Source organism: Idiomarina aminovorans, from assembly GCF_023155095.1.
Lineage (GTDB): Bacteria > Pseudomonadota > Gammaproteobacteria > Enterobacterales > Alteromonadaceae > Idiomarina > Idiomarina aminovorans.
On sequence record NZ_JAKNDA010000002.1, the window covers coordinates 1 to 23,145 of the forward strand.

A 23,145-nucleotide genomic window follows, 5' to 3' on the forward strand; every position below is an offset into this window, starting at 1 on the left:
GGCACCGGTGCCTGCTTTATCCTGGTTTCGGTACCTCGCTGCTCGCAAGTACGGCAACTGTACTTCGGGCGTACGTCGCGGATCACCTGTATCTTAGCCGGGATGAAGTCGAGCTTCTCGCTGACATCCTCGCCCATGCGATGCATGTCCGTGCCACAGCATTCGCAGGTTTTATCTTCATCGCTGATATCGTGAATGACTTCTTTACGCGGCAGTGATGCATCGAGTCGGGCACGGCGCGGTAGTTTACGGGTATAGGCAATGTGTTGCCCGGCAGCGACCTCTTCCTCATCAGGATTGAGGATGTCTTCAACTTCGTTGAACAGGTCGCCTTGACCCGGCAGACCTTCAGCGCTGGCCGCAAAACGCTTCTTCAGCTCAAGCTGCCATTTTTCGAATAACTGATAGAAGTCACGCTTCCAGCGCTCACTTTCTTGTTGCAGGCGAGTAGCTTCAGCCTGTTGCTCAAGCAACATAGCTTTGAGGGATTCAACATCGTCCGGAAGTGTGTTTTCATCAATCTTTTTCATGCGGACATTATACCGCATAAATCCGCGCTAAGCCGCAGTAGATAAAGGGTTTATTAGACCAATTGGTGATCGATAACTCGTGGTTTATACTTGATCCCTATATGGATAAAAACGATCACATTATCGAGCTAAAATGCAGCGGTTGATGGCCTTTCATGAGGGTAATATCCAGGCCATCCAAAAGCCATGCCCATTGCTGCTCAGTAAGGGTAATGGTGCTACCCGGCATTTTTTTCGGCCACTTGAACCTGGCCTTTTCAAGACGCTTATACCACAGGCAAAAGCCTGTTTTATCCCAATACAGAACCTTGAGCTTATCGCGTTGCCGATTGCAAAAGATAAACAGCGCACCGCTGAACGGTGATAGCGCCATTTCACTCTCTACAATGGCACTTAAGCCATTAATGCTTTTCCGAAAGTCGACCGGCGCTTTGTGTAAGTAGATTGCCGGTGGCTCAACGAACATCTTCATGCGCTGAGCTCTTTGACCAATTGCGCGACCCAGTGCGGTGATACCGACAACGGCAACACCAATTCGGTTTGGCCAAGACGAAGCTGCAGGGTTTGCTGCGCGGTCGCCGACTGAGGCACCGCTTGAGCAAAGCTTGTATCACAATCTTCAGCTTCGCGTCTAAGCTCTGCTCGACGTTGACTGAAGTAGTCAGAACTTATGCCGCGTGGCTCACAAAAGTCTTTCTGACTCAGCTTGCTTTGTTCAAATTCAGCAATGAGCTCTCGCCATTGCTCACGAGTTCGGTATGCCCGGCTCATGATGCTATCACCTTGTTGATTAAACTTCGTGGTAGCTTATGGCTTTAAACTATGGCTGAGTAGGTGTGATTGCAGTTACGCTTACAGTCTTTCCCGTCAAGATTTATTCTGTAATTAACAGGGAACACAACAGGGCCATCAAAGTGATTCGCAAAAGTTAAAGCCCATCTGGAGTATTGATAAAGCTCTAAAATCACTACATCATACAATTTACCTGACGGGAGCTGGATACGATTTAATATTTGAACCTTAGACGCCATGATACAGCCGTTAAAGTCTTCAGGGGCATCTAACACCCACTCTTCAGCTTTTTTTGAATCCAAACTGTATTGACAAGAATCTCCGGAGGCCAAAATGTATGCGTTTGAAGATCCTCTACTGTGAGTCGAGTATGAAATCCCTTCATACTTATAATAACCGGACTTCTCAAGCGCAGGGGCTAGCTGCTTACTAATTTCTGTAAGTGCCGATTCAGCATTAAGCTCTTTTGGCTCAACTAAGAATATAAAAGTAGGGTTCCAGTGCTGGGCTTCATCAATAACACCAAAAAAAGCACTCATACCAAAGCCTTGGGCGATACCACCGGAAGCGAAAGATAACAAAGTCCAGGCATTTTGTTCGGCTTCAGAAATTATATCCTGTGCATCCTCTGCTTTTTCTGCATCCATAATCCCATGTGGCTGAACTCCAATATTCGCCCAGTTTAAAGCTGTAGACTTAGAATCGTCCCACACGTAAACATCGCTTTTGTTATGTTCAAGCTTAGGAGGTTCTGTGTAAGTTGTCTGGCAGCCGACTAAAGCGAAAGATAATGCAGCTGTCGTGATTAATAGTTTTTTCATGGTGCTTTTTCCTCAAGTAATTAAATCAACTTGAGTGCTATTAAACCATATTGAAATAAAACGCGGTATGTGTATGATCCGGGTTTTTTGTTTCAATGATGTTGAGAGTTTAACAGTGAACGTATCGAAATACCTTTTACCTCTTGTAATTCCCGTAGTTCTTAGTGGCTGTTTGAGTACACCTAAATCTGCTGCGCCAAAGTATGAACCTACTGCTGAGCAGCGTTCGGCGGTTATGAAAGCCAGAAATGCATTTATTGAACGTATTGCGGGCGTTAAAAAACAGCAGCAGGTAAAGCAAGCTGAGCCGACAGTAACGATAGAAACTATTAGTCCAGCGGAGTTAAGCGCAAGCTATGAAAAGCTTATTGCTAATGGTAGAACGGCTAATTTTAGTATTGAAAACAAAGAATTGTTCATTGATGGACAATCATACCTAGACATGGAAGGTACTCTTGTAATTGCTGGCTTTGATAATAAATCGGGGAAATTCTCATATATTATTGAAGTGGGTAATGAAGAGTATGTCGCAAAAACTATGCGGGTAGGCTCAACGGAAGAGCCGTTGACGTTTGCAAAAATCACTAAAAGTGGTGATCGTATGGTGATGAAAACGGTGACTGGAGAAACGATTACTGGGGAGCGTGTTATCCCAACGTCTACCGGCTTCATAATGCCGAGAAGTAATGGCCTTATTGAGATACCTATTAATGATAAAGCTAGACCGATTGGTCTTCCTAAAGGGTATGTTGCTGCTGCAATGCAACGCGGAGATATTGGTACCACTAATATTATTTTATTGGAGAAACTAAAAGAAGCTGATAATGAAGGTGGTCTTTTTGATTTCAGTGAGATAACTAGCTCAATTGGTTTAACGGAAGATGATGACTACTTGTTTTTTGATCTTGAAACAGGCAAATCAACGGTTTTAAATGTGAGTCGTGAAGGCAAAAACGAGCAGCACATGTACAACTGCAAACGCCAAAATGACTATGTGAATAAATGCAGCGGAATGGTCAAGTACGAGTCTCTTTACACGAAGCTCGGAACGAAGAACACGCAGCATTACTTTTGGTCAATAGACTGGCTAAGCACCGATGAAGGTCCAATAGGAGTTATTAATACTGGCACCACAGTCGAAGTAATAGATTTAACTAATGACAAACAGTTTGTAGTGTTTGAACGGTTGATGGGCGTAAATGAATTTAATTTATTGCCAACTCAGGATGGCCGTTTAGGTATGTCAGTAAAGTTAGGGTTTTCCACTGAGGAAATCGATGATTTGCTAGCACACTTAAAAAGTCTCCCTGCAGAAAAAGTTAAAAGTACTACTAAATTATAAGATCACTTCTGATACTCAAGCCCTCCAAATGGGCTTGAGTAGTTTGGTTAAAATTGGCTTCCTGTCAGCTTAACCTTATAGATAAACCTCTCTCGGCGGCAATCTTTCATACAACCTCCTAATTAATCTGACAAGCGTATGAAGATCGGGTTACCGCCCAATCCCAGCTAAACGACTTTGGAGTAGCGGTTTTGGCCGTGATCGAGGTATTCGTCGAAGCAGGCGCAGATGCTGCGAACCCAGAGGCGACCTAAATCGGTGACGCGCAGCTTTTTGTCGGAAACGTCGACTAAGCCGTCTTCAATGAATGGCTTCAGTAGCGGTATGGCTTCGGCGAAATGAGACCAGAAATCGTTGATATGCCATTGGGCTTTAAAGTCTTCTATATCGAGTTCGAAGTGGCAAATGACTTGAGATATTAAAGCGGCGCGCAGTTTATCTTCGTCGGTTAATGCCATGCCTTTGATAATGGGTTTTTGGCCGCTATCAATCATTTTGTAGTAGTCGGGCAGGTCTTTTTCGTGTTGCCAAAGCACGCCGTTTACCTGGCTAATAGAGGAAACGCCAAGGCCCAGTAGCGCATCCTGACCGTCGGTGGTGTAGCCCTGGAAATTACGCTGCAGGCGACCTTCGCGTTGGGCTACAGCTAAGCCATCGTCTTTTTTCGCAAAGTGATCCATGCCAATAAACTGATAACCGGCTTCGCTAAGCTGAGTAATGGCTTGTTCAAGTAAGCTCAGTTTAACCGAAGGCTGGGGGATGGATTCTTCCGGTATCTTTTTTTGTCCGGCAAAGCGCTGGGGTAAATGTGCATAGCTGAATACAGAAATGCGGTCCGGGTCCATTTCAATGACTTGCTCAATCGACTTTCTGAAGGTTTCCGGGCGTTGATACGGCAGGCCGTAAATTAAGTCTAAGTTGATTGAGTCAAAACCCAGCTCTTTACTCAGTTTCAGCTGGTGCGCGATGAGCTCGATATCCTGTACGCGGTTAATGGTAATTTGTACTTTTTGATCAAAGTCCTGCACGCCATAACTGACACGGTTGAAACCTAAATCGCGCAAATGCTTTAGCTTTTCATCGCTGCAGCTGCGTGGGTCAATTTCGATACTGACTTCCGGGTCATCGGCGAAGGTGAAGTGCTGATGAACGAGTTCCATTAAGCGGGTTAACTGCTGCTCGGTCAAAAAAGTTGGGGTACCACCGCCTAAATGAATCTGGCGGATTTTTTTGTCCTTGACCATAAGCTGGTACATCGCCATTTCTGCAGCAAGATAATCCAGATACTTGTCGGCTTTATGCTGATGTCGGGTAACGACTTTATTACAACCGCAGTAGTAGCAAAGCTTGTGGCAGAAGGGTAAGTGCAAGTATAAACACAGTCCGTCGTCCGCACTTTTTAGTGCGGCTTCTATGCGACTCTCAGAAAACTGGTCGGAAAGCATCAACGCTGTGGGATAAGACGTATAACGAGGACCATTAATGTTGTATTTTTCTATTAACTCTTTATCCCAGGTAACTGTACTCATAACTACCTCTTTGACGCCAGTCAAAATGATTCAATTAAGTAGTCCGTATTCTTTCACCTTTCTCTTTATAAATAAATTTACAGAATTGGTCGGTTATTAAATATAGCGCTCTTTTAGCCTTTGATTTTCCTGAGTCGTACCTATTATTTTTTAAGGTTACCTATAATTAGGTAGTCTCTATTTTTGCGACTGACAGACCGAGTAGCTGGTTAATGATAACTGCAAGAGAGTTAGTGAAAACTTTTTTGACTCAGGCAGAATCCCTAAAGAGGTATCAATAGACTTTTGGTGGTATAGCGTTTTCTGGGCGCAGGGTTTAGCGCCATCGGCATGTTAATGTGAGTCTTGTCAGTAATCCTGCTTAAAGTACATTACCTTTTCCAAATATCGGCGACTTTCAGGCAGAGGATGCTTTGATGACGTTAAGTCCCGGTAGACTGTACCGGGCTGGCGCCGGTTTATTATCTCTACAGCCCTGTTGCGGTTAGAGGAAAAGGTTTTGAGTACATTACCGGCACCACCGTTGTAGGCCGAAACAATAGCGTACTCACGGCTATTTGCATTCCGTACACCTTTCAGATACTGGGTGTTGAGAATATATAAGTAGGCACTGCCAATATCAATGTTCTGTGCCGGGTTAAACAACTGTTGAGAAGTTGGCTGCCCGGGAATTTTACGAATACGCTCGAAGACATCGCGACCGGCAGTGGCTGCCACCACCTGCATCAAGCCGTAAGCATTAGCATGGCTGACGGCGTAGGGGTTAAAGCTGCTTTCTGTTTCGATAATGGCGTAAATCAGTTCCGGCTCCAGGTCGTAGCGCTTTGCTGCTGCAATGACATAGTCTGAATACTGGTGCTTGCGCAGTTCTTTATGGTCGTCCACCAGTGCAATTTGCACTTCATAAACGTCGTTTTCTTTGGCGCGGCGTTTGCGCAGCTTAGTCTCAACTAAGTACTCAGCAAAGCGGTTTGCCCGCCATTCGTATTCAACCACAACCTTGTCGTGGTCAACAACTTGCCCGCGTAAAAAGGGTTTTCCTGAGCCTTTGGGCTCATTCGCGGTAAATATATCAACCGCGGTGAGGTCGGCGGGGGTTAACAGTGTGCGCACAATAGCAGCCTGTAACTGTTGTCGGGTTTGGGCCGGGTCGTCGCTGTCATGCAAAGTGGCAACGGTCAGCAAACCCTGTTCAAAGTCGATAACCGCTTTAGCGTGAAAATCGTCACTGTACTTAACATACTTTTTCTCGCTGGGAACGGTATTCTCTTCTTCTCCCCAAATAGCCTCAGCAACCGTGCGAAGGTCCCGCAAGGCTTTGCGCAAATCCTCAATGTCGGTAATAAGCTGGTGCGGATTATTACGGTAGCTGCGTAATCGTTCCTTCGCCAGCGACTCAATGGCCGCTGCCGGGTCATTGCCACTGAGGACACCCGATGTCACCACCCGCTGAACTTTATGGGGCGTAATTTCGCAGCCAGCGAGTATGAGTGTCGTGGCTATAGCCACCGCTAGCGAGATTAATTGGGTCTTTTTATTCATAGTGCCTAAATTGAGCTTCACTTCCCTTGTGCAAGCTTTTACATTAGGCAGACAGAAAAAGAAACCTTAAGCATTGTTTTGCAGTGCATAAAACAACAGGAATGAAGATGCGCAGTCTCAAATTAGCGACGCTGATAGCCGCCTCGTGGTTAGCAATGCCCACTCACGCACAGCAGCTTTCTGGGGAAAGCTCCTTACTCCCCGAAGCCCGTTACAGTGACTCCGAAGTGACGGTAGAGCAGGTGCTTGGGTACCCACTCGGCACCAAAATAACCAGCCCGGCGGATATGAGTCGCTATTTTGAAGCTCTGGAAGCGGCGTACCCTAAGCAGGTGAAGCTTTTAGAGTACGGCGAAAGCTGGGAGGGGCGTACGCTTTACTATGCCGTTATTTCCAGTCAAGAAAACATCGCTGACTTTGATGGTTTTGTGCAGGGAATGCAGGCCTTAGCTGACCCACGAAAAACTGACAGCGATGACGCCGAGCCGTTAATCGACGAATTGCCCGGAAGTATTTGGTTGTCCTATGGGGTTCACGGAAATGAAATTTCGTCGCCCGAAGCGGCGATGATGACCGCTTATCATTTACTGCATGACCAGCGCGAGCAGACGCAGCGTTGGTTGGATAACACCATGGTCTTTATTGACCCCCTGCAAAACCCTGATGGCCGCGCGCGTTTTGTCGATCGTTATTACATGAGTGTCGGGCTGGAGCATTCGGGCGATCGCCGCAGTGCTGAACATAATGAACCCTGGCCCAGCGGACGCACGAACCATTATCTGTTCGACATGAACCGTGACTGGATTGCGCTGACCCAACCTGAAATAAGTGGTCAAATTGAGGCTCTGTTAAAATACTACCCACTGGTATTTGTTGATTTGCATGAAATGGGTGGTGACTCTACCTATTACTTCACGCCGGAAGCGCGTCCTTACAACCCCTTGATCACAGAAGCACAGCGAGAAAGCTTGAGCTGGATAGGTAAAAATAACGGTCAGTGGTTTGATGAAAAAGGTTTTGATTACTTCACCCGTGAAATTTTCGATGCCTTTTACCCGGGGTATGGTGCCAGCTGGCCGCTGTATCAGGGTTCGGTTGCGATGACCTACGAAATGGCCTCGGCGCGCGGGCATTTATTTGATCGCAAAGACGGCGATGTATTGACCTACGCCGATGGTGTTCAACAGCATTTCATTGCGTCACTTTCAACCATTCAGACAGTTTCGGAACGCCGCGAAGCGTTATTGCAAAAGTTTTGGAAGTATCGAAAATCAGCAATAGAAGCAGGCGAGAACGGTGATGTCCGCGCGTTAATTCTGCCGGCAAAAGATGACCCGGCTGCTGCACGTAAACTGGCGTCTTTGTTGGTTGAACAGGGTGCAGAAGTACAACAGGCTGAACAAGCTTTCGATGTTTGCGGAACCGATTATGAAGCCGGCGCCTATATTATTGATATGGCGCAACCGGCTCAGCGCATGCTCCGTACCTTAATGGACAAGCAAGTGGACATGGCGGATGACTTTCTGGCTGACCAAGAGCAGCGCCGTAAAAACAACCTGCCCGATCAAATTTATGATGTCACGGGCTGGTCATTACCTCTGATGTTTAATGTTGATAGCCATGCGTGTGACGATCTGCCCGATGTAAACACTGCGTTTGTCGCTGAAGGCCGCATTGATCCGGGTAAGCTGGTTAATCCTGATGCGAAAGTCGCCTTTTTGGTGCGCTGGGGCGATATGAATGCGGGGCGTTTTTTAACCGCAGCCTTGCGTGAAGGACTGGAGGTTCGTCAAAGCGAATTAGCCTTTACCCACGAAAGTGCGGGTAAGTTCCCCAGTGGTTCGCTTATTCTGACTCGTGCTGACAACCCGGGCGGTTTGCAAGCGAAGCTGCAACAGCTGGCACAGGAATCAGGTGCCACGGTTGAAGGGGTGGATACAAGTTGGATGACCGAAGGCCCGAACTTTGGTTCGCACAACGTCAGCAAACTGGAAGCGCCGAACATAGCGATAGCCTGGGACCAGCCGGTCAGTGCTTATAATGCCGGGCATACGCGCTTTGTTATTGAGCGTCAAATGGGCTATCCGGTGACGGCTATTCGCACCATGCAGTTGCTTCGTTCTGATTTGGACGGTCTTGATGTACTGATTTTGCCTGAGGGCCGATATGCCGATGTATTTACTGAGAAAGTGGTTGCTAAGTTAGAACAATGGGTAGCCGATGGTGGTGTTTTACTGACGTTAGGCAGTGCGTCTGCCTGGGCTGTTGATGCGGGCTTATTGAATACTAAACTGGAGCGAAAAGTGCCGGAGAAAGGGGTTACTGAGCCAGCGGAAGAGCTCAAAATTGACGGTAAAGTCATTGATAGCAGGGAACAGTTCTTAACGGAAATTAAACCACACGGCGCTGATCCAGACTGGGTGCCGGGTGCGCTGTTGAATGCCGAAGTTGACACGAACCATTGGTTAAGTGCCGGCGTTAAACCGCAGGTTGTCAGTATTTATAACGGCAATGATGTATTTACGCCGATTGATATTGATCATGGTCGCAACATTGCCTGGTTTGCTGACGCGGACACAGTGTTAGCCAGCGGCTTTTTATGGGACGATATTGCTCAGCAATTACCGTACAAGCCGCTGTTAATGTGGCAGCCAAGCGGCAAAGGGATGCTCATTAGTTTTACCCAGGAGCCAACTTACCGGGCGTATATGGACGGTTTAAATACCTTGCTGATGAATGCCTTGTTCCTGGCACCGGCAAAAGCACAATAGGGGGCTGATATGGCGGAATTTGGTGTCATAGGTCTGGGGCGCTTTGGCGCCCGAACCTCAAAAGAACTGCTCGACATGGGTCACCGGGTTATTGGTATTGACTCAAATGAGAAAGCTGTGGAGGCAATGGCTGATGAGTTGACCCATTCTGCTATTGCCGATGTGACCGATGAGAAAGCGCTGGAGGAACTGGATTTAAGCAACTGCGAAGTGGTTTTGGTGGCTATTGGCGAAGACCTGCAGGCCAGTTTACTGTGTGTTTTGCACCTGAAAACTATTGGTGTAAAAGAGATATGGGCAAAGGCTATCTCGAAATCCCATCATCAAATTTTGTCCAAACTTGGGGTTAACCGTATTGTTCACCCCGAGGAAGAAATGGGCATCCGAGTAGCACAATCACTGAACTACCCGGTGGTTAATGAATACATGTCGCTGGGGCATAACTGGTTCTGCGTTGAAATTAGTATTGGTCAATATCTTAAGGGCAAAACCTTAGACTATATTATGCCGGATGACAGCGAGTTCTTTCATGTTTTATTACTTAAGCGCCGCGATGACGTGACGGTGAAGCCGGCTTTGTCGGTGACTTTGCAAGGTAACGAAACATTGGTCATGGCGGGCAGTTTGAAAGCACTTAAATCGGTTGCACCTAAGCTAAAAGAGTCCCCATGAAACAGTGGCTTGCCTCATTAGCCTGGTTATACCGTCGTCCGGAACGAAAAAGACGTAAAGCGTTTCGTGCCAGCCCTCCAATTATCTTATCAGGTGGCTTTGCCTGCCTGATTTTATTGGGAACCCTGTTGTTAAAACTGCCGTTTGCAACCGAACAATCGATAACCTGGCTGGAAAGTCTGTTTACGGCGACCTCGGCTGTGACTGTGACCGGACTGGTTGTGGTTGAAACCGGCGCCACTTACACGCCATTTGGAATGGGAGTTCTGGCTTTACTTATTCAGGCCGGGGGGCTGGGTTTTATGACCTTTGCCGTGTTGGTTGCGATTTCTTTAGGTGGGCATGTAGGCGTTCAGCATCAGGTTCTCGCCAAAGAGGCAATGCAGCAAACCAGTTTAGCCAGCATTGGGCGTACTGCAAAGGCGGTGGTATATCTGGCTTTGGTTGTCGAAGCTATTGCTGTAGTAGGTTTGACATTAACCTGGTGGCAGGAAAAAGGTTTTGTCGATGCCTTTGCCGAAAGCATTTTCTATGCTATTTCTGCGTTTAACAGTGCCGGCTTTGTGTTATCGCCTAATGGTATTGTGGATTACGCGGACAGTATACCAGTAAATCTTATTGTCAGTATTTTGTTCGTTATTGGCGGGCTGGGTTTTTCGGTTATTACCAACATGTACGAACAACGCCGTTGGTATAAATTCTCGGTTTATACCCGGTCCATTTTATGGGCAACCTTAATCATTAATGTTGTATCCGTCGCTATTATCTGGCTGCTGGAAATGAATAACCCGGCAACATTCGCCAGCTTAAGTTTTGGTGATCAAGCTCTGGCGGCCTGGTTTCAGGCGGTTACCCCTCGCTCCGCAGGCTTTAATACCGTAGATATTGGAGCAATGACTGACGCCAGTGCCGTTTATACCATGCTGTTAATGTTAATTGGTGGTGGTTCAATGAGCACCGCCGGAGGTATAAAGTTGGGCACCTTTATTGTCTTGTTGGTGGCAACTTACGCCTTTCTTCGCCGTCGCGAACATGTCACCTTGTTAAGCCGTACGGTACCGCAAGAGTTGGTTATGAAAGCGTTGGCGGTAACCTTAGTGACACTGACTTTGATGTTTCTGGGGATATTTGTCCTAATGATTTTGAATCCTCTGCCGTTTATAGATATAACCTTTGAAGTTTTGTCGGCGTCGGCAACGGTTGGATTATCGCGGGGAATTACGGCAGACATGACACCGGCTAGTCACTTTGTGTTGATTTTTCTGATGTTTGCCGGCCGTGTTGGGCCTTTAACCTTAGCCTACTTTTTGGCAACACCGCGAAAACGGCACGTACGTTTTCCGGAAACGGATATTCAAGTGGGATAATTTGATAAAGGTAATGATTACAAAAGAACGCTCATAAAAGAACGATAATAAGAGAATTTTCTAACATGTTGAAAAAATTAAAGTTTACGCAAAAAGTCATTATGGTTGCGTCATTAATACTGGTGCTGGTACTGGGTATTTTTACGCTGACCAACTTTCTGCAAATGTCGACTCAGACCCGAAGCAACTTGCAGCATCAGATGCAGGCGTTATCGGACTCTGTGTCTAGCAATATTTCGCAGTGGTTCAATGACCGCATGAGCATAGTGCAGGCAACCGCCGATGCCTACAGCGTTGAGGATTCGACCCGTCGGGCGCTGGAACGCGTGCAGCAGGCTAAGGCTGCCGGTGAGTTTAAAAATGTCTACTATGGTTTAATTGACGGAACCTTTTTGCTGGATGACCCGACCATTGATTTGCCTGATGATTACGATGCCCGCAGTCGTCCCTGGTACCAACTGGCGGTTGAGGAAGGACAACCCACTTATACCGTGCCGTATATTGACGTGACCACCAACGAGCTGACGATTACGGCGGTGGTGCCAATGCGCAGAAACGGTAATCTGGTTGGGGTTGCGGGCGGCGATATGATGCTCGATGAAATTTCAAATATTGTTAACGACATCGATTTTATGGGTTTGGGCTTTGCCTTTCTGGTCAGTGGCGACCGCAATATTCTGGCGCATCCCAATGACAGCTGGATTGAAAAATCCGTTAATGACTATGCGGGTCAGCCAGTGTCGTTAAGCTCTGACTTTTCTGAATACCGTATTGATGAAACAGAGCGCTTAGTCTCCTTTCATAAAATAAAGGGGATTCAGGGGGTTGACTGGTATTTAGGGGTGGTTATTGATCGCGAGCAGGCCTACAGTAATGTCTCCACTTTTGCCTGGACCGCCGTTATTTATCTGATCATTGGCATTATTGCCGTTGTTGTATCGCTGACCTGGTTGTTGCGGTTGTTGCTCAAGCCATTGCGGCGCCTGAATGAAGCGGTTACCGATATGGCCCGTGGTGAAGGCGACTTAACTCAACGGCTTCCGGTCGAGTCGGACGATGAATTTGGTCTGGTTTCACGCCGTATGAACGAGTTCATTGAGAAAATCCAACAAGCGTTGCTTGAAGTGAATGCGGCAGCGCAACAAGTGGAAAGTAATATTCGTAGTATGGTCAAGGCAAACGATAACTCTATGGATATTGGTAACGAACAGGCGGGTAAAGCCAGTTCAGTAGCAACTGCTGTTAATCAGTTGGGCGCCAGTGCCGGTGAAATTGCCGAAAGTGCCGCTAAAGCTTCGGAACAGGCAAGTTCGGGAACGGCTAAGGCGTCATCTGCACGCGATTCTTTACAACACAACAGAAAACAAATTCAGCATTTGTCGGAGCGCATGAATGCTTCCGGCGAAGCCATTCACACGCTGGATGACGACACGCAAAATATCGGTAAAATTATAGAGGTGATTAAAGGCATTACCGAACAGACTAATTTGCTGGCACTTAATGCCGCCATTGAAGCCGCACGGGCAGGTGAAGCTGGGCGTGGTTTTGCGGTGGTTGCTGATGAAGTACGCAATCTGGCACAACGAACTTCCTCTTCGGCGGCTGAAGTTGAATCGATGATAGAGCGGGTTCGGGCAGGCACCCAAAGTGTTGTTGAGGTCATGCAAGAAAGCCAGGAAATTAGTAACACGTGCGTATTAAGTGCAGAGGAATCGGCTGAGCATATGTCGGAGATTAACGCTATTATTGTGACGATTGACGATGTCAATCATTCGGTGGCTTCAGCAACGGAACAACAAACGTCAGTGATCCAAACGCTGGATCGTGACATTATGGATATTAGCAATATGAACGATCAAAGTGTCAGCAATCTAAATAATACCAAGCAGGCGTGCCGCGAGTTGAATACGGCGTTTGAGCGCTTGGAACAATTAGTGATACAGTTTAAACTCAACTGATACCTATCAATATTGGAGAAACCTATGAATAAAGCATGGATGATTGGCGCCTTAGCAATGTTAGGTGGCCCTGTTCTGGCCACGGCGCAGGCAGCAGAACGTACCGAAGCATCACAGGAAGCTCAGGCTTATATTATCTCTCCGCAAAATGGTGAGGTGGTTGATACAACTTTCAAAGTGAAGTTTGGACTGAGCGGTATGGGTGTAGCACCAGCTGGGGTCGATGTAAAACATACAGGACACCATCATTTGATGGTTGATATGGACGAACTACCTGCTATGGATAAGCCCATGGGCGGCGATATCATCCATTTTGGTGGCGGTCAGACAGAAACAACGGTGACATTAGAGCCGGGTGAACATACCCTGCAACTGATTTTAGGTGATAAAAGTCACATACCACATGATCCGGCAGTGATTTCTAAAAAAATTACTATTAGGGTGAAAGCAGACTAATCCAGCTCAAGTTCCAGCTGTAATTGCTCGTTGGGGTCAGGTAAAGTTGCACTGATCCCCAACAGCCTAACCCCTTTTCCTTTGCCACGCTGCCAGGCTTCACCTAATAGCTGATAAAACAGGCTGGGCGAAATAAATTGCGCACTGCGCGATACCGTTGTTTGGGTAAAGTCTGAAAACTTCAGTTTCAGTGTTTGACTGCGAATGGGTTGCTCCCGCCAATGGGAAATCTTCATGCGCTGACGTAGTTTGGGTAGTAAGTTGTCCTGAACATAAGCTTGCGCGGTTGATTCAAGCCTCATATCAGTGTTTAACGTCTGTTCAACCCCAACACTTTTTCTAATCCGTTCAGTGACAACCTCGCGGCGATCCCGGCCATGACAGCGCTCAAATAAAACGTATCCGGCTTTATCACCAAGAATGGCCTGCAACGGCTGCAGTTCAATATGTTGAATGTCTTTACCGGTAGTAAGCCCGTGGTTAGTCAGCACTTGCTGGCTTTTAGGACCAACGCCCGGAATTTGTTTTAGGTTTAAAGCCGCAATATAGGCAAGAACTTCGTCTGGGTGAACGACGAATTGCCCATTAGGCTTTCGCTCTTCACTGGCAATTTTGGCTACCATTTTTTGATTAGAAATGCCGGCAGACCCGGTTATTCCAAGGGTTTTAATCTGTTCCCTGACAAAGTTCATTGCCAAAGTGGCACTGCCTTTAAATGTTTGCAAATGGGTGAGATCAAGATAAAACTCATCGATAGAGGCGGGCTCAATGCGTGCGGTCAGTTGATGCAGAATATCCAGAACCTTGTTTGACAGTTCCCGGTAGTAGTTACCGTCAGGTCGGACAAAAGTTAACTGGGGGCATAAACGCCGCGCATGGCTGCCCGGCATCGCACTTTTGACACCGTATTGGCGAGCCAGATAATTTGCGGTTGCGACAACGCCTCGTTCGCCACCGCCACCAACGGCAAATGGGCGCGTTTTAAGGCTGGGATCGCGCAATTCTTCAGCCGAAGCAAAGAAGGCATCCAGATCCAGCAAAGCTATTTTGCGAGCAATTTCAGCCAAGTGTTTATCCTTTGCGCATTTGTGGGTATAATCTCATTCACGAACTGGGCGTGCAAGAACACCAGCCATTTGTAGGAGAGACCAGTGAAAGCTATGAGTTCATTTTTCGTTAAGAGCGTTTTAGGTACAGTTTCAATGCTGTTTGCGCTAAGTATTAGTGCCGCATCCGTGCAGGATGATATGTCACGCGAAGCGATAGCCGAGCGTATTAAGCCTGCCGGTAAACACTATGTCGCTGGTGAAAGTAGTGCAACTGAACAAAGCAGCGGACCGCGTTCAGGCCAGCAAGTTTATGATAAATATTGCACTGCCTGCCATACCAGCGGTGTTATGGGCGCGCCTAAAATCAATAATGCATCTGACTGGCAACCGCGTTTAGATCAGGGCATGGAAACCGTATTAAAACACGCGGTTGAAGGCTACAATGCAATGCCTCCTATGGGAACCTGTAGTGACTGTTCAGAAGAAGAAATTCAAGCTGCTATTGATTATATGACTGCCGATATCTAAAACCGGTTTTGTTTTAAGAATCATCACAAAAGGCTACCGAATCGGTAGCCTTTTTCGTGTCAATTGACGTTAATTCACTGTTAAAGCCTTCTTCGCTAATTATTTTTTAACCAGATCTTTTCTATTTTTTGACACCAGCCTATACTTTACAGCTGTTACCAAAATCAACAAGTGTTAATAAATGTATTTGGCGGCAAGAGGTGTCGGTGTTTAAAGGCAAAGCTGAATGACAGACCGTAAGGTAAGCAAGCAGCGGCTTCAGGAATTAGAAACTGAAAATGAACGCTTGCAAAAGGTCATTACCCGTTTAAAGGGGTTGACCCAAAAATACCGGTCGGCTGAGGTTGTACAAAAAGCGCTGTTCCGGATATCGGAACTGGCGGCTTCTGCGCGCGAAATGAATGTTTTTTATCAGTCACTGCACGCTATCATCGGTGAGCTGATGTACGCCCGCAATTTCTATATTTGCCTTTACGAACCACAAGCAGAACTTGTCGATTTTGTCTATTTTGTCGATGAAATAGATCAGGACACCTTATTCGAAAGCATTCCCATCGAGCAACTTAAAAAAGGTTTAACGGGCTATGTTTTAAAAAAAGGTCAGTCGCTTTTATGCCCGCCTGATGTGTACCAACGGCTCATTAACAATAATGAAATAGAAGGTTTAGGAGCTGAGCATCAGGACTGGCTGGGGGTACCGCTAATACGCGGAGATGTCACTATCGGCGTTATGGTTGTTCAGAGCTACAGCGCTGAGGTTCGTTATGACAGCTCCGATGAAGACTTGCTAACTTTCGTATCGCAACACGTGGTGAACGCGCTGGAGCGCTTAAACCAACGTGACCTGATGCAAAGTGAAATAGAGCATCAGACCTCAGAATTGCGCCATGCTAATGAAAGCTTGATGAGCGAAATTACGGTACGGGAAAGAGCCGAGCAGCAAACCTCGGTGCTGTTTTCTATTTCCGAATTAACCAATACCTCCGATAATATGAATACGTTTTACCGACAGTTGCACCGGCAAATCGGTAAACTGATTCACGCAGATAATTTTTTCGTTGCATTATTATCCGATGACAAAAAATTTATACACTTCCCGTATCATGTGGATGAAACGGGTGCCAAAGCCGAGCGCAGAAGAGTAGGTAAAGGCTTAACTGAATATGTCATTAAAATGCGTGAACCTGTTTTTATAGATGCTCCGGTACGACAGAAATTGCTCAAGAAAAACCAAATTGAGCTGGGTTACGGTGGTATGAAACTGGCTAAACAATGGCTGGGCAGCCCGTTAATGATGAATGGTCAGGTGTTTGGTGTTATTGCTGTCCAAACCTATGACGATGATTTTCTGTATCATAGTGACGATTTAGAGTTGCTTAACTTTGTTTCACAACATGTCGCTGTGGCTATTGACAGAAAACGCTCAGCCGAAGAAATTCAGCGCGTGAACCAGTTCCTTGAGAAAAAGGTTGCAGAACGCACCGAAGAGCTGGTTTCAGAAATAGAGCGGCGGAAGAAAACCGAATCGAATTTATTTCACGCTGCGCACCACGATAATTTAACCGGACTGCCCAATCGCATTTTATTCAATGAGCGATTACAGCAGGCGGTAGTACACAAGCGGCGACATACTGAGCATCATTTCGCGGTGCTGTTTGTCGACCTTGACCGCTTTAAGAATATTAACGACACCCTGGGCCATTCAGCCGGCGACGAGTTCTTGCTGGAAGTCAGTAAGCGCATTGGCAACTGCGTTCGTGACAACGACATGGTGGCACGTTTGGGGGGTGATGAATTCGTTATTTTGTTGGATACCATAACCAGTATTGATGACGCCAAAGACGTTGCCAAGAGAATGATTGAGCAAATGAGTGAGCCTTTTCAACTTAACGGTCAGGAACACTACTCCGGCGCCAGTATTGGTATAGCAGAGTGTCTGGAAGAGACCGATTCGGCTGATCGCTTGCTACGTGACGCAGATGCGGCCATGTATCAGGCGAAAGGCATGGGTCGTGGTCGCTATGTATTATTTGATGACAGCATGCACGAAAGCCTGGTTGATAGCGTTCGTAAAGAAACTGTTTTGCGTCATGCTAAGGTGGATAGAGACTTTGCCGTCAGCTACCAGCCGATAGTAAACTTAACGACCGGCGACGTAAAAGCGGTAGAAGCAAAGCTTGTGTGGGAAATTTCTCGTTACAATTTTGATAGTAAGGAGCTTTTGCCCCTGGCAGAGCGTACCGGCCTTATCGTTAAGCTGGATAGATTTGTTTTACGCACCGCCAGCCGCTGGCTAATCGATAATAACGTTAATGCCGATACGCAGTTACACCTTAACTTATCGGTGCGTCATTTATTAAAGGCCAGCCACTTAAACGAGTTGGTAAATATCGTTATGGAAAATGGTGCTAAGCCTGAGAATATCGCACTGGAATTTGATGAAACCGATTTGGTCAAAGACGGCAGACGGGTACTGGCCAGCTTAAGGCGCTTGTCGGAGTTTGGTTTTACGTTGGTAATTGATAACTTTGGTCGTGGTTCCGGGCCGTTGCAGTTCCTTTATAACTTTCCGTTTACCGTATTAAAGCTCGATCACCATTATATTGCCCGGCTCAGCAGTAATAACCGCGCTCAGGCTATGTTAAAGCATATTGTCACCTTGTGTCATGAGCTTAAGATTGAAGTTTACGCCGATGGTCTTGAAACCGAAACACAAAAAAATGAAGTAGAAAAACAAGGCGTTGCTATTGGTCAGGGCAGCTTTATTGACCAGAATTATGAAAACCGTATAGCTAAAGACGACGACAGCAGCTTCGTGTGCGCTTAATGACAACCTCTACTTGAGAGCATTTTTAAGCATTTCCAGCCCCTGACTTCTCTGTTCTTCCTGCTCTTCATCAGACTTCTGCTTGCGATGTTCCCACTCTAAATCGTCCTGCGGCAGCTCCAGCAAAAAACGACTGGGTTGCGGCTCCAGCTTTTCACCAAACTGGCGGCGTTCTTTCGCCATAGTGAACACTAACTTATGCTGTGCGCGTGTAATGCCAACGTAAGCCAGGCGGCGCTCTTCCTCAATATTGTTTTCATCAATACTGCTTTGGTGCGGCAGCAGGCCTTCTTCCATACCCACTAAAAATACCTGCGGAAACTCCAGACCTTTGGAGGCGTGCAGAGTCATTAATTGTACCTGTTCAAATTGTTCATCGTCCTCATTGCGCGACATCATATCGCGCAACGACAAGCGGCTGACCACCTGATCCAGTACCATAGGCTCATGCTCGGCATCGCCTTTAAGCATATCCGATACCCAGCGGTGCAGTTCGTACACGTTTTTAATCCGCATTTCGGCAGCTTTGGCGCTGGGGCTTTGCTCAAATAGCCAGTCTTCGTAGCCAATGTCGCTCAACAGTTGCCTTACTGCGTCGCTGGCATCTTCCTGATGGTCGGCGCGGCGAGCCAGAGTGTCTATCATGTCTCTAAAAACATCTACATGCTGGAACACGCCGGTGCTTAGCTGGGTTTTTAAATGGGGTGACTGACAAGCTTCAAATAAGCTACAACCCAGTTCTTGAGACAAACGGCCAATGCGTTCAACGGTTTGCGGGCCAATACCGCGCCGTGGGGTATTAATAATGCGCAAAAAGGCTGTGTCGTCAGTCGGGTTTACCAGTAAGCGCAGGTACGCCATAATGTCTTTCACTTCGGCGCGGGCAAAAAACGACTGACCACCGGTAATTTTATACGGAATGCGGTTGTTCATCAGCGCTTTTTCAAACAGCCGTGACTGATGGTTGCCCCGGTATAAAATAGCAAAGTGGTGGTAGGGCGTTTTGCGCAGGAACCGCTGTTTGACAATTTCGGCAATCACACGCTCCGCTTCATGCTCTTCGTTACGACCAAAAATAACGCTTATTGGCTGGCCGTACTGCATTTCAGAGAACAGCTTTTTCTCAAATATGTGCGGATTGTTTTCAATAAGAATGTTCGCCGCTTTCAGAATACGCCCGTGTGAACGATAGTTTTGCTCCAGTTTCACCACTTCAAGCTGCGGGAAGTCCTGCTTCAACAGCGCCAGATTCTTTGGCTGCGCGCCGCGCCAGGAGTAAATGGACTGGTCGTCGTCACCAACCACGGTAAAGCGGGCACGCTCACCCACCAGCAATTTAACCAGTTGGTACTGACTGGTGTTGGTATCCTGATACTCATCCACGAGTAAGTACTGAAACTTTTTCTGCCAGCGGGCGCGAGCGTTGTCATTGGTCGCCAGCAATAAGGTCGGCAGGCGGATCAGGTCATCAAAATCGACCGCATTACAAGCACTCAAATTATTCTGGTATTGCTGATACACTTGCGCGAAGGCATTCTCCTGCTCGTTACCGGCTTTTTGCAACGCCTGGTCTGGTGACAGCATGGCATTTTTCCAGTGGCCAATTTGGCGCTGGCAGGCTTGAATCAATGCTTTGTCGCCCTCAAATACATCTTCAGTGAGGGCGTTTAGTAGGGCATAAGTATCCTGGTCATCAAACAGCGAAAAGCCGGGTTTAAAGCCCAGCGTGCTGAGTTCGCGCCGGATAATATTCAGCCCCAGAGTATGAAAGGTACAGACGGTTAAACCGCGCAACTGAGCTTTAGGCAAGGTTTGCGCGATACGCTCTTTCATCTCTTTGGCGGCTTTATTGGTAAAAGTTACCGCGCCAATTTGCCGGGCGGTGTAAATTTGCTGGCGGATCAGGTAAGCAATTTTTTCGGTTATTACACGGGTTTTACCACTACCGGCACCGGCCAGCACCAATAACGGACCTTGGATGTAATGTACAGCCTGGTTCTGGCGATCGTTCAGCATGGGCGCCGCAGAGTTCCTGATTCGTGAAAAAGCCGATAAGAAGCTCGGATTTTACCTGAATCTCCTGCTAAGCTAAATGAATTAGCAACGATTTACACAAAGAGAGACTTATGGACAACAAAACGATTGAAAACATCGCTCGCCAAATTAACGACAACATGCCCGCCGGCGTCAAAGAACTGGCCGGCAATATGGAGCAGCGTGTTAAACAAACCCTGCAGTCGCAACTGTCTAAACTGGATTTAGTCACCCGCGAAGAACTGGATGTTCAGCAGCAAATGCTGTTACGCCTGCGCGAACGCGTTGAACTGTTAGAACAAGAACTGGAAGCGACTAAAAACGAAAACAAGGACTGAGTCAGCCGTATGATCCAATGGATTAGTGGAAAAGTGGTCGAGAATTACCGTTGGAGTTCTGGCGTTTTCAGTTTGAGGGTAGTAGCAGAGCCGTTTGATTTTAAAGCCGGGCAGTTTGTGCGTTTAGGCTTGAACATTGGCGGCGAACAACTGCTGCGTGCCTACTCACTGGCAAGCGCGCCGGGCGAAGCCGTACTGGACTTTGTGATCGCCGAAGTAGAAGACGGCGAAGTCAGTACGCGGTTAGCTCAGTTAAAGCCCGGCGACAATGTCGACATAACCCAACCTGCCGGTGGCTTTTTTACACTGGATGAAGTGCCGGACGGCGACAGCCTGTGGATGCTTTCCACCGGAACCGGCATTGGCCCCTTTATTTCCATGCTGAGAACGGAAAAGCCCTGGCAGCGGTTTAAACGCATAAACCTCGTGCACGGCGTTCGACGGGCAGAAGATTTGGTTTATCAGGGGCAAATTGAGCAGTGGCAACAAGAGTACCCCGGACAACTCGGTTATCAGCCGGTGATTACCCGAGAAGCTATTCCCGGCGCATTCTCTGCACGCATACCTGAATTGATTAACTCAGGTCAACTGAGCGATGCACTTGATACCCCGCTAGATACCAACGCACAAGTCATGCTCTGTGGTAACCCCGACATGATAAAAGAGTCACGCGCTGCATTAGCAGAGTTAGGGTTGGCTAAGAACACCCGGCGCAAACCCGGTAATGTGACTTCGGAGAACTATTGGTAATGACTCTATTTAAAGTCATTTCCATGTGCTTTCAGGGCGGCAAACATTTGCCTTAAAAACGGCAAACCACCGCTTTTTTTATTGCCAGCATCAATAACTTCCCCCTTCGAAGTTTAGAAAAAATGAATGTGCTTTGTATTCCGCACTCTTAAGCTCGAATAAAACTTGGTGCGTAACTTGCTTGTTAATTTATAAAGCATAGTAACTTTGACAACAAAAGCGTTGGGGGATTTATGATTGTATCAAGGACTGAACATTTTCTATCGTCATTAACTTCGGATAAATTGCTTGCTAAAGATAACCAGCAGGGGAATACCGCTACTGACGCTAACAGTGAGGTGGAATTAAGCGCTGAAGGCTCCAAATTGAGCGAAGTGTATGACGAACTTAAGGGGAAATTTAATGCCCGTGCTATGTCTCCTAATGAAATGGCCGACCTGGCGCATCACCTTGAGTCTAAGGGCATAATTAGCTCATCTGAGGCCGCTGTTATGGCTTTTCATTTGGATCCTTCACAAATGTCTCCTGAAGGGAAAAAACTTGACCGGGATAAACCGATTGATCAATTGGAGCGATGGACGGGGCATCTTGAGTTCGCAAGGAATCATAATATGACAGACAGTATAGAAACTACCCAAACCATTGTGAATATATTAAAAGGCCTCGCTTAATAATACGCGAGGCCTATGGGCTTTATTTAATGTAAATTGAATCAGAGGACGTTCCATACGGAGCTGCTACTGAACTCGATGAGGAAGTGAAATATCCACCCTGGCTATTAGTGAAAGTGTAGAAATACATAAAGCCGGTTATGGTTTCACCGCCGGTGCAGCGGTGGAAATTTGCGAAAGAGCCACAATAAGCGTCTGATTTTACACTGGTTGGTTGTGTTGCCCCTAAGGTCCCTCCGTTAGGTTGTTAAAGTTGACCAATAATTCGCCGATATAAGGAATTAACACAGGAGGTGTTTATGAAACCTTTAACCATCAGCGACTTTTCTTTTACCATCAAACAGCCTACGCAGAAAGTGCCCGCAGAGCCTGTAAAACGGCCGGAAGCAAAAGACGTTAAGCCTTCAGAAGCGCCTGTTGATACCGACAAACTTACCGATGAACAGGCTGAGAAGTTCAAAGGGTTACTGTCGGTTGACCCTGAAAATGCCCAAGATATAACCGTTGAAGAGTATATGAATCTTGCTGAGAGTTTAATAACATTCAAAGAAGAAACACAAGAGAATTATGATCGCTATCGTAATGATATTGCACTGCATAGATCTTTAAGCCAACTTCAATTGAAAATAGATTTTGATAGCTCTTACAGTGAGAAAAAACCGAGTTCAGTATTTAACGAGCTATTTGAGCAAGCGACTAAAGATGCGCAATATGACAGTTATGCTTTAGGGGGCTTAAGATCCGCTGAAAGTCACCAAAAAGTGGCGACGGAAATATTAAATTCAGAATATTTAACTTCGCTACAAAGCGAGGTGATGGAATATCTTAAAGAAAACGACGAACAGCTTGTTGATGAAAAAGCGTGAATAAAAGAGACTAACGCAAAACCTATGCAAAGGGAAATTGCTGCTTCTCATGCATTACGCGCAAAACTCGTATGTTAACTCCATCAATGGAGTAAGGGACAAGCATTGAAACATCGGGGAGGATTAAAAGCCTTCCCTTCATATTTTCACGTTTAACACCAATATAAGGTTGCCCAAGTAGTGTTTCGGCGTTGCTTTGTATGAACGCGTCGGTTTGTTCAGCTACTACCGGGTTAAAATTGTGAAGAAACTCGAAAATCCTTTCTCTGTCTTTCAGGGCATCCTCTTCCCAATAAATCATT

General features: G+C 46.7%; 21 protein-coding genes and 1 pseudogene. 12 read left to right on the forward strand and 10 right to left on the reverse strand.

Features of this window, described 5'->3' with window-relative positions:
• The 4 genes from L8G48_RS04055 to L8G48_RS04070 all read right to left on the reverse strand — a co-directional run.
• Positions 1-530, reverse strand: a 530-nt coding sequence (locus tag L8G48_RS04055) for an IS66 family transposase zinc-finger binding domain-containing protein (RefSeq protein WP_248263338.1), incomplete at its 3' end; no start/stop codon positions are given.
• 115 nt (positions 531-645) lie between these two features.
• On the reverse strand, positions 646-1,002 hold the full coding sequence (gene tnpB, locus L8G48_RS04060) for an IS66 family insertion sequence element accessory protein TnpB (RefSeq protein WP_248263339.1): 357 nt from the start codon (positions 1,000-1,002) through the stop codon (positions 646-648).
• The gene (tnpA, locus tag L8G48_RS04065; RefSeq protein ID WP_248263340.1) at positions 999-1,301 is read right to left on the reverse strand and encodes an IS66 family insertion sequence element accessory protein TnpA; all 303 of its coding nucleotides are present in this window, start codon (positions 1,299-1,301) and stop codon (positions 999-1,001) included. The genes tnpB and tnpA overlap by 4 nt, the downstream gene beginning before the upstream one ends.
• A 44-nt stretch (positions 1,302-1,345) precedes the next feature.
• Positions 1,346-2,143 (reverse strand): hypothetical protein, encoded by a 798-nt coding sequence (locus L8G48_RS04070; protein WP_248263341.1) that lies wholly within the window; start codon positions 2,141-2,143, stop codon positions 1,346-1,348.
• Positions 2,144-2,216: 73 nt separating this feature from the next.
• Between L8G48_RS04070 and L8G48_RS04075 the strand changes: the two genes are divergently transcribed.
• Complete coding sequence (locus tag L8G48_RS04075) at positions 2,217-3,485, forward strand: hypothetical protein (RefSeq protein ID WP_248263342.1); 1,269 nt, start codon at positions 2,217-2,219, stop codon at positions 3,483-3,485.
• A 167-nt stretch (positions 3,486-3,652) separates the two neighbouring features.
• Here L8G48_RS04075 and hemN read toward each other — a convergent pair whose 3' ends face one another.
• Positions 3,653-5,014, reverse strand: a complete 1,362-nt coding sequence (gene hemN, locus L8G48_RS04080; RefSeq protein ID WP_248263343.1) for an oxygen-independent coproporphyrinogen III oxidase — start codon at positions 5,012-5,014, stop codon at positions 3,653-3,655.
• A gap of 348 nt (positions 5,015-5,362) precedes the next feature.
• Complete coding sequence (locus tag L8G48_RS04085; protein WP_248263344.1) at positions 5,363-6,556, reverse strand: murein transglycosylase domain-containing protein; 1,194 nt, start codon at positions 6,554-6,556, stop codon at positions 5,363-5,365.
• 107 nt (positions 6,557-6,663) lie between these two features.
• Here L8G48_RS04085 and L8G48_RS04090 point away from each other — a divergent pair, with 107 nt between their 5' ends.
• The 5 genes from L8G48_RS04090 (at position 6,664) to L8G48_RS04110 (ending at position 13,780) form a co-directional block, all read left to right on the forward strand.
• Positions 6,664-9,327 carry a M14 family zinc carboxypeptidase gene (locus L8G48_RS04090; protein ID WP_248263345.1) on the forward strand — a complete coding sequence of 888 codons (2,664 nt, stop codon included), beginning with the start codon at positions 6,664-6,666 and terminating at the stop codon, positions 9,325-9,327.
• A gap of 9 nt (positions 9,328-9,336) precedes the next feature.
• Entirely contained in the window at positions 9,337-9,999 is a 663-nt protein-coding gene (locus L8G48_RS04095; RefSeq protein WP_248263346.1) for a potassium channel family protein, read from the forward strand.
• The gene (locus L8G48_RS04100; RefSeq protein ID WP_248263347.1) at positions 9,996-11,366 is read left to right on the forward strand and encodes a TrkH family potassium uptake protein; all 1,371 of its coding nucleotides are present in this window, start codon (positions 9,996-9,998) and stop codon (positions 11,364-11,366) included. The genes L8G48_RS04095 and L8G48_RS04100 overlap by 4 nt, the downstream gene beginning before the upstream one ends.
• A gap of 65 nt (positions 11,367-11,431) precedes the next feature.
• Positions 11,432-13,324 carry a methyl-accepting chemotaxis protein gene (locus tag L8G48_RS04105; protein WP_248263348.1) on the forward strand — a complete coding sequence of 631 codons (1,893 nt, stop codon included), beginning with the start codon at positions 11,432-11,434 and terminating at the stop codon, positions 13,322-13,324.
• A gap of 24 nt (positions 13,325-13,348) precedes the next feature.
• On the forward strand, positions 13,349-13,780 hold the full coding sequence (locus tag L8G48_RS04110; protein WP_248263349.1) for a DUF4399 domain-containing protein: 432 nt from the start codon (positions 13,349-13,351) through the stop codon (positions 13,778-13,780).
• On the opposite strand, the gene dinB is transcribed toward L8G48_RS04110, so the two are convergent.
• Complete coding sequence (dinB, locus tag L8G48_RS04115) at positions 13,777-14,847, reverse strand: DNA polymerase IV (protein ID WP_248263350.1); 1,071 nt, start codon at positions 14,845-14,847, stop codon at positions 13,777-13,779. The two genes, L8G48_RS04110 and dinB, sit on opposite strands and share 4 nt — an antisense overlap.
• Before the next feature lie 84 nt (positions 14,848-14,931).
• On the opposite strand from dinB, the gene L8G48_RS04120 reads away from it, so the two are divergent.
• On the forward strand, positions 14,932-15,357 hold the full coding sequence (locus L8G48_RS04120) for a c-type cytochrome (RefSeq protein WP_248263351.1): 426 nt from the start codon (positions 14,932-14,934) through the stop codon (positions 15,355-15,357).
• A 226-nt stretch (positions 15,358-15,583) separates the two neighbouring features.
• Positions 15,584-18,184, forward strand: a complete 2,601-nt coding sequence (locus L8G48_RS04125; protein ID WP_248263352.1) for a sensor domain-containing phosphodiesterase — start codon at positions 15,584-15,586, stop codon at positions 18,182-18,184.
• 9 nt (positions 18,185-18,193) lie between these two features.
• Here L8G48_RS04125 and rep read toward each other — a convergent pair whose 3' ends face one another.
• A complete protein-coding gene (gene rep / locus L8G48_RS04130) occupies positions 18,194-20,200 on the reverse strand; it encodes a DNA helicase Rep (protein WP_248263353.1) in 2,007 nt (668 codons plus the stop codon).
• A gap of 110 nt (positions 20,201-20,310) precedes the next feature.
• On the opposite strand from rep, the gene L8G48_RS04135 reads away from it, so the two are divergent.
• The 3 genes from L8G48_RS04135 (at position 20,311) to L8G48_RS04145 (ending at position 21,977) form a co-directional block, all read left to right on the forward strand.
• The gene (locus tag L8G48_RS04135; RefSeq protein WP_248263354.1) at positions 20,311-20,556 is read left to right on the forward strand and encodes an accessory factor UbiK family protein; all 246 of its coding nucleotides are present in this window, start codon (positions 20,311-20,313) and stop codon (positions 20,554-20,556) included.
• 9 nt (positions 20,557-20,565) lie between these two features.
• On the forward strand, positions 20,566-21,306 hold the full coding sequence (locus L8G48_RS04140; RefSeq protein WP_248263355.1) for a ferredoxin--NADP reductase: 741 nt from the start codon (positions 20,566-20,568) through the stop codon (positions 21,304-21,306).
• A 233-nt stretch (positions 21,307-21,539) separates the two neighbouring features.
• A complete protein-coding gene (locus L8G48_RS04145) occupies positions 21,540-21,977 on the forward strand; it encodes a hypothetical protein (RefSeq protein ID WP_248263356.1) in 438 nt (145 codons plus the stop codon).
• Positions 21,978-21,999: 22 nt separating this feature from the next.
• Here the strand turns inward: L8G48_RS04145 and L8G48_RS13590 are convergent.
• Positions 22,000-22,197 (reverse strand): annotated as a pseudogene (locus tag L8G48_RS13590) (DUF4879 domain-containing protein); the annotation flags it as partial.
• Between the two features lie 79 nt (positions 22,198-22,276).
• On the opposite strand from L8G48_RS13590, the gene L8G48_RS04150 reads away from it, so the two are divergent.
• Positions 22,277-22,843: a hypothetical protein gene (locus L8G48_RS04150; protein ID WP_248263357.1), complete on the forward strand. Its 567-nt coding sequence runs from the start codon at positions 22,277-22,279 to the stop codon at positions 22,841-22,843.
• A gap of 22 nt (positions 22,844-22,865) precedes the next feature.
• Here the strand turns inward: L8G48_RS04150 and L8G48_RS04155 are convergent, their stop codons facing one another.
• Entirely contained in the window at positions 22,866-23,144 is a 279-nt protein-coding gene (locus L8G48_RS04155) for a type II toxin-antitoxin system RelE/ParE family toxin (protein ID WP_248263358.1), read from the reverse strand.
• Between the last annotated feature and the right edge of the window lies 1 nt (position 23,145).

What these genes read in the sequence shown, in the direction of transcription:
- rep (WP_248263353.1), bottom strand. Translation starts at nt 20,200, where the DNA reads ATGCTGAACGATCGCCAGAACCAGGCTGTACATTACATCCAAGGTCCG.
- L8G48_RS04095 (WP_248263346.1), top strand. Translation starts at nt 9,337, where the DNA reads ATGGCGGAATTTGGTGTCATAGGTCTGGGGCGCTTTGGCGCCCGAACC.
- L8G48_RS04150 (WP_248263357.1), top strand. Translation starts at nt 22,277, where the DNA reads ATGAAACCTTTAACCATCAGCGACTTTTCTTTTACCATCAAACAGCCT.
- L8G48_RS04140 (WP_248263355.1), top strand. Translation starts at nt 20,566, where the DNA reads ATGATCCAATGGATTAGTGGAAAAGTGGTCGAGAATTACCGTTGGAGT.
- L8G48_RS04135 (WP_248263354.1), top strand. Translation starts at nt 20,311, where the DNA reads ATGGACAACAAAACGATTGAAAACATCGCTCGCCAAATTAACGACAAC.
- tnpA (WP_248263340.1), bottom strand. Translation starts at nt 1,301, where the DNA reads ATGAGCCGGGCATACCGAACTCGTGAGCAATGGCGAGAGCTCATTGCT.
- L8G48_RS04075 (WP_248263342.1), top strand. Translation starts at nt 2,217, where the DNA reads ATGATCCGGGTTTTTTGTTTCAATGATGTTGAGAGTTTAACAGTGAAC.
- L8G48_RS04125 (WP_248263352.1), top strand. Translation starts at nt 15,584, where the DNA reads ATGACAGACCGTAAGGTAAGCAAGCAGCGGCTTCAGGAATTAGAAACT.
- L8G48_RS04100 (WP_248263347.1), top strand. Translation starts at nt 9,996, where the DNA reads ATGAAACAGTGGCTTGCCTCATTAGCCTGGTTATACCGTCGTCCGGAA.
- L8G48_RS04085 (WP_248263344.1), bottom strand. Translation starts at nt 6,556, where the DNA reads ATGAATAAAAAGACCCAATTAATCTCGCTAGCGGTGGCTATAGCCACG.
- L8G48_RS04155 (WP_248263358.1), bottom strand. Translation starts at nt 23,144, where the DNA reads ATGATTTATTGGGAAGAGGATGCCCTGAAAGACAGAGAAAGGATTTTC.
- L8G48_RS04090 (WP_248263345.1), top strand. Translation starts at nt 6,664, where the DNA reads ATGCGCAGTCTCAAATTAGCGACGCTGATAGCCGCCTCGTGGTTAGCA.
- L8G48_RS04070 (WP_248263341.1), bottom strand. Translation starts at nt 2,143, where the DNA reads ATGAAAAAACTATTAATCACGACAGCTGCATTATCTTTCGCTTTAGTC.
- L8G48_RS04110 (WP_248263349.1), top strand. Translation starts at nt 13,349, where the DNA reads ATGAATAAAGCATGGATGATTGGCGCCTTAGCAATGTTAGGTGGCCCT.
- L8G48_RS04145 (WP_248263356.1), top strand. Translation starts at nt 21,540, where the DNA reads ATGATTGTATCAAGGACTGAACATTTTCTATCGTCATTAACTTCGGAT.
- L8G48_RS04105 (WP_248263348.1), top strand. Translation starts at nt 11,432, where the DNA reads ATGTTGAAAAAATTAAAGTTTACGCAAAAAGTCATTATGGTTGCGTCA.
- tnpB (WP_248263339.1), bottom strand. Translation starts at nt 1,002, where the DNA reads ATGAAGATGTTCGTTGAGCCACCGGCAATCTACTTACACAAAGCGCCG.
- hemN (WP_248263343.1), bottom strand. Translation starts at nt 5,014, where the DNA reads ATGAGTACAGTTACCTGGGATAAAGAGTTAATAGAAAAATACAACATT.